Annotated in this window: 2 protein-coding genes and 3 pseudogenes; 1 reads left to right on the plus strand and 4 read right to left on the minus strand. The window is 42.2% G+C overall.

From position 1 onward, the window contains the following. Position 1 precedes the first annotated feature (1 nt). From CV944_RS16050 to CV944_RS16080, 4 genes and pseudogenes are all read right to left on the minus strand, one after another. Positions 2-1,659, minus strand: a pseudogene (locus tag CV944_RS16050) (IS1634 family transposase). A gap of 592 nt (positions 1,660-2,251) precedes the next feature. Continuing rightward, the gene (locus tag CV944_RS16065; protein WP_025038984.1) at positions 2,252-3,592 is read right to left on the minus strand and encodes a radical SAM/SPASM domain-containing protein; all 1,341 of its coding nucleotides are present in this window, start codon (positions 3,590-3,592) and stop codon (positions 2,252-2,254) included. Positions 3,593-3,594: 2 nt separating this feature from the next. After that, positions 3,595-4,332 carry a class I SAM-dependent methyltransferase gene (locus tag CV944_RS16070; protein ID WP_021322585.1) on the minus strand — a complete coding sequence of 246 codons (738 nt, stop codon included), beginning with the start codon at positions 4,330-4,332 and terminating at the stop codon, positions 3,595-3,597. A 1,108-nt stretch (positions 4,333-5,440) separates the two neighbouring features. Next, a pseudogene (locus CV944_RS16080) lies at positions 5,441-5,770 on the minus strand (UPF0236 family transposase-like protein); the annotation flags it as partial. 166 nt (positions 5,771-5,936) lie between these two features. Between CV944_RS16080 and CV944_RS18055 the strand changes: the two are divergent. Continuing rightward, positions 5,937-6,382: pseudogene (locus tag CV944_RS18055) on the plus strand (FmdB family zinc ribbon protein); the annotation flags it as partial.

Here is a 6,382-nt window from a genome sequence, read left to right on the forward strand (position 1 = left end):
GTTACACGTAGATGCTCTCATCCATGCCCAATCCCTGCAGAATCCTTCGCTGGTCCGGGTTGAGGGGGCGATCGAGTGCGCGTTGGATGCGCCCGTCTGGCAGCTCCAGCAGGATGACGTTCACATATTGAAACAGCTGAAAAATCGCCTGTCCCGTTGGCCGTGTCAACTTGCGGCCTCCCGCGCCCTTTAACGGGTGTTCGGGTGTGATGAACTGGCGCACCCGGCGCTGAAAAACGCGGTAAATCGCTAGGGCCAACAGAAACAAATAGCCCAATGCGGCGACCCGTTCCGGTTTTTTGACGTAAATCTCATCTGTGAAAAACGGATCTTTCAAAAACGCGAAGTTCATTTCCACCGAGATTTGCCCTTTATACAGCTTCAAGATTTCTTGGGCATCCATGGGTTGGCCCTTCCATTCCTTCGGAACGGTCGTGACGAGAACAAACCGGGACGCTTTCCGTCTTGCCTGTTCCCATGTCGGTTGGTTGAATTCGACGTTTAGGTGAAGGGTGTACAGCGTCTCCGTCTCGGGCTCCGCCCCTTTTTTGGCCGTCCGCGCCGTTTTTTCGGACGCACGATCTCTTTGACCGCGGCGTTGACCCGATGAAACCGGGGGCGAAGGGACGCCTTGAGGGATGTCAAGGCTTGTTCGGCGTCTTCCCGGCAGGAGAAGGGATGGCGCTCCCAACGCTCTTGTTCCTCGCGAAGAAGCTCCGCTTCTTTCGCCCGCTCTTTTTCGAGCGTTTTTCCTTTGCGCTGGTCGAGCGCGCTCGATTCGACGACGATCAGCCGAACCGAGTGGCCTTCATAGGTCGAGGCCGTTTCCCATACCCGATGCGTGGCGCCGTTTCTCTCCGCTAGGGTAAAGGGTTTACTCCACGTGATGTGAGGCGAATCGGCCTCCGCGAGCGCCTGTTTCACGATCCGGAGCGATGAAGGGCCTCTGGTGATCAAAAAGGCGTTGGCGGCTTTCGTCTGCGCCAAGGTGTCTTTTGTCATCGCGGCGGAATCGGCCACGTAAATCCATTCGTCGTCGAGGTGGGCTTGCTTCAGCTGTTCATGGACACGGGACAGCACCTCGGGATTCCATGTTTTATCAGACAGGTTGCCGTCGTGCACATCGCCGTAAAACGGGATGCCATCCTCGTTGCCGACCAGTCCGAAGCCGATCTGTTTTTGCCAATGCTGATGGCGGTTGTAGCCATGTGTGATCTGCAGAGCCTCTAACGAGGCCGATTCATAGGCTCTGTAAACCGTCTTGTCTGTCGTATCGGCGTGAAAGGCTCGGAGGGAAAGGCCTTCTTTGTGATAAATGTGAATCAAGCAAGTGCTGATGACCTTGTGAATATCGGCCTCATACAAGCGGTCGAGATGACGGGCCAAGGCATCGTCGTTCAACCAGGAAGGATGGAGACCGGGACGAATGAGTTTCTCTAGATCGATCTCCTGAGCCCATCGTTCTAAGTGAACAAGGGCTTGCCGGCCGTCAAATAGATTGTAAAGGATGGCCTGAACGGCATCGCTGACTCGCGTTTGGCACTGTGGATCGACGGGCACAGGATGGTCAATCAAGTGGGGGAGGTCCAGTTTTTTGACTAGAACACTTATTATATTCAAATAATCATTACGATAGACCCCTTTGACTTTCACATTCATGAGAGAAAAACTCCTTTACGTTCCTTGTGTGTCAAGGATTCATTCGACATCGGAATGAAAAAATCCTCCCGATTTTCGTCGGGAGGGTGCGAAATGTGAGGCGGAACAAAAAAATCCTCTCGATTTTTGCCGAGAGGGTGCGAAATGTGAGTTCTCAAAAAGACTTTTCCAGACTTTTTGAGAACAAAATAAGCATTATCATTATTCTGACTACAAAGATCAAATTGTTTGACTACGAGCAACTACATCTCAGGTTTATAATTATATTCTTTTCTGTCAAATCAGCCACTTTTTTCCTCTTGATCAATTTCATTTATCTCACCTCCTTTCAGGCATAAAGATGACTAATCAAGGTGTGCGTATTTTCACGGAAAAGATCCATGGGCAACGTTTTGCCCTCCACCCGGGCATGAAAATGACCAATCCAAGCACGTGCATTTTCACGGAAAAGATCCATGRGCAACGTTTTGCYCTCCACCCGGGCATGAAAATGACCAATCCAAGCACGTGCATTTTCACGGAAAAGCTAAATTAATCATGCATTTGAAGATTACATGGTATGAAGCTTGGTAAATAAGGTATATCAGTACAACTAATCGTTTTTTATGTCTATTCCAGCGTAAACAGTAACTAATTCAAGGGCTGTTCGAATTCCCTTCTTTAAAGGTGGACAAGGACTCCTTTGTTCTTTAATTCTAATTAGTGGACAATGCATTCCCTGACAAGTTGGCTTTAAAATGCAAGAGTTACATTGCCTATCATCTTTCGCATCTGCCGTTATCCATAAGGTAAGTTTATCTTCATCAATATCAAAAGTTCCGTCTCCTCTAATTTTCCCTAATTGATTCAGAGGCTCATCTAATTCTAAAGTACATTTATAAATAGTTCCATCTGCCCCAATCGCAAAACTATTCGGAAGACCAGCGTAACAAACACTTCCCATTGGGTCAAGGGAACTTAGCAATTCAGTGGAGGTCGGAAAATAACAATGTGCTCGTTTTTGAACCTCACTCATAACTTTAAAACTTTCTTTTGGATCATATAGTGGTAGATCTTTAGCAGATGTTCCACCATAATTCTGCACAGGTTTAAAATATAATTGGAAACGTTCATCTCCATTCAAAAACTCTGAAAGCAGTTCTATTAATTCTTGCATTCTATCCTTATTGGTTTTATCGAAATTTGAGCGGATTAAAACTTTAAACTCTAAATCAGTCTTTTGAATACTTTTTAAATTGTTTATAATACGATCAAAAGTAGGACCACCATCTTTAAGTATTCTATGTGTATCATGGGTATCTTTCGGCCCGTCTAAAGTGATTTGATATTGGATAATATTCAAATCTACCAATTCACGAAATAGATTTTCATCGAGTTCGTATCCATTTGTTGTAATTCCAGAGTTGAATGTAAATCCGAATTTTTTAGATATTTCTTTAACTTCTTTATTAATATTCCTAATTACATTTACACCTTCTAATGGCTCCCCGCCGAACCAAGCAATATTTAGACTATTAATATGAGGTGCTTTTCGTAAAATATGCTTAATAATAGCCTGTTGAATTTCTTTCGGCATTTCCCCCCTTAAAAATTTCTCGAAGCAATAAACACACCTAAAATTACATTCTTCTGTAGAATATAAAATTAATTCATAGTGATCCTTTCGATTTTTTTCCATATCTCTCATTAAATCTACTAATCGATTTTCATCGGTTGAATGATGTACCAAAAAATGTTGATTAATTAACTCTGTTTCTAATTCATTTGCAGGTTCACATAATAACCCCTCCCGTAAAATAGTTTTAACCTTTTCTTTTGTTTTTACATCTTCAATTGTTGCTATAGCTCCAGAAAAAGTGTTAAATAAGATTAAAGTACCTTCTTGAGTCTCATGTTTAATTGTGTAACGTGATTTGCGATATTTTTTATACATTTCTATCCTTCCTTTTTTAGAATAATAATTAACTCAGGGCTATTAATTGAAAACGGTGATTTATCAAAATCACCATAAACATTGCTTATTTTAAAACCAACAGTACTTAACATATTTTTTAATTCAACAGCAGTATAAATTCGTAAATCAAGGTGGTATTCTTTTATATTGCTATTATTTCTTTTTTGTCTAATTTTTAATAGTCCATTTAATAAATCGATTTCCCTGCTTTCAAAAATTGGCTGGTGGAAAATATCATAAAAATATGAACTGTCCTCAAAATATTTCAATAACAACTCCCTGTTAAAAACATGCACAATAAATATCCCTTGATATTTTAGAGAATTATAAACTTTACCGAAAATTTTAATGGTTTCTTCATCGTTAAAGTAACCAATAGATGTTTCTAAACAGTAGACTAAATCAAAGACTTCAATAAAATTCATAAAACGTGCATCGCAGAACATAATATTAGCAGCGGGATCGGTTTCCTTGACTTTGGCTACTGTTTCGTAATGTGAATCTATGCCAATAACATCAAAGCCTAGTCTTCTAATAGAAAAAAGATGTCTTCCGTTACCACAACATAAATCAAGTATTTTACTCTCTTTTGGAAGAGTATCAAGCATGGACTTTAAAAATGCAACCTGTTTTCCTGTTTTTTGGCTGTATAAAAGTCCATAAGCATTTTGGTAAGAAGTATACTCAAAAAAATGATTCAAATCATTTTTAATATCCAATAATTGCTCTCCTCCTACCCTGAAAACTCGAAAAAGACAAGAACGATCTCTACCTAACCATTAGAAGTAGGTTTTAAAAGAAAGAATTTCAGTATATATGGTTTACCGATAATGCGCACTCGTTTTTTCCAGTTTCACTTGATACCCTATCCCCCTAAATTGCTTCATCGTTTGACACACTAGGTTCGTTTCTCGCTACCAATCCCAGTAGTAGGTTTCCAAACTCTCTATACCTCTATACTGTTCCTTTCTGGTTAAAATGACGTAGAGGATTTGTAACATCGTTCTTCCCACAGCGATACTCGCCCGATTTACTCCTCTTCGTTTAGCGATCCGATGATACTTCACGGATAAATGGGTGTTTTTCGTTCGGGCCATGGCACGAGCACCCCACACCAGGTGTAACCTCAACTTCTTGTTTCCTTGCCTCACCCGTCTATATTTCCATTTCCCGAAACTTTCGTGATTTCCCGGCGCCATGACTGCCCATGAAGACAAAATTGAATTCACAAATGATCGATCGTTCGTTCTGGGTTCTGGTTGATTCTTCGAATAAAGGCTTGAACATTCTTTCCGATTCCATGCACAGATTTAACCCATGCAAGATTTCGCTTGTTCCACAAAGGATATAAGTTGATCCTCACTTTTGCTGAATGAGTTCATCGACAATCATAAGCATCTCTTTACGTTACATGTGTATCAGTGGGAGATAAATGTCGTAGCATTTTTCTCATCTGTTGTAGGGATCATTGTTTGTTCTGATTTCAGATCAGCTTTCTGTAAGTGAACATCCCTTGATCAGTGGTCCAAACATATTAAACAGGTCAAACCATTATTACAGCTATCCCATTTGTCGAACTATGATTTTTCCACTCATGAAAATACATCTGCTCTATGATTTTTGATGTTTTTGAATTTTAGTAATTATATTTTCAAAAATGTCAAGCAGGATCATTACTAAGAGTCAGTCAAGACTTTGTGGAAACTTTTTTGATTCGCTGAAAACAGGTGTAAATCATAGGTTGGCAAACCATTTTTTGAATTTAGTCCGTAAGCGCTTTTGAATTCTCATCCCTTGCCATGGCAGATCGATATGTATACCTTTTTTTTACCATGCCTTGAGTTCAGACAGGGCATGATAGATCGGTGTCCCGGACGATTGCTTTAAATATGGCACGTTATTCCGCGTGATCTCAGGCCAAAGACGGCGGACGCGTTGTTTCGCCTTGTTCACGACCGTCTGTTTAGTGGATGTCGTTTCCTCCGCCGGATGCGACGATCCTTCTCCGAAACGACGTCCGAAAAGACGAATCCCATCCATCCGGGCAATCATTGCCTTGAAAAACGCCCTGAGTCCCTTGTCGGTCCAACTGCGGCGGTATTTCACCCGATACGCCAACTGGCTCATCACGCTTTCAGCCCTCCCCATCGGATACAGGTATTGTCAAAAGTTTATCCTCCACACTCACGGTTTTTCCTTGGGTTTCAACGGTTGAACAAAAAAAGCTTACCACCCCCGTTGTTTTCCGCCATCATTGAGGTAACGACACCCAACAGCCAAAACAAAGGAGTGACAAGCTTTGTTACCTCAATGATTAGCCTATTTGCTTGAAATAATCAAGACCCAATATCAAATTATCGTGTATTAGATGGGTGTGATATTGGGAAAATCGTTGAATCTCGAGGACTTGGACGAACCCATCCAAAARCCGTACCGGAAACTTCARGTCGATGACCTTCCGATCATCGATGTGCCGGAAACCCTTGATTACCGGAAGCTGTTGGCRGACTAYGAAGCCCAGCACRGACGTCCTTTRCGGCCCATCTGTTCCGGATTCGTTGACCTGCCCTCGCTGCCAGGCTCCCTCTTCTTACCTGTACGCCAATAACGGCGGAAAAGGGCAATACCAATGCAAAGTGTGCCAGTGCCGGTTCAACCACCGAAATCGGTTCACCAAGCAAGCGGTCTTTCGCTGCCCGCACTGCAAAAAGACGCTGGAAAAAATCAAGGAACGCAAAGAATACAACATCTATAAGTGCAAGAACAACG

The organism is Geobacillus sp. WSUCF-018B, assembly GCF_002809985.1.
GTDB classification, from domain to species: Bacteria; Bacillota; Bacilli; order Bacillales; family Anoxybacillaceae; genus Geobacillus; species Geobacillus thermophilus.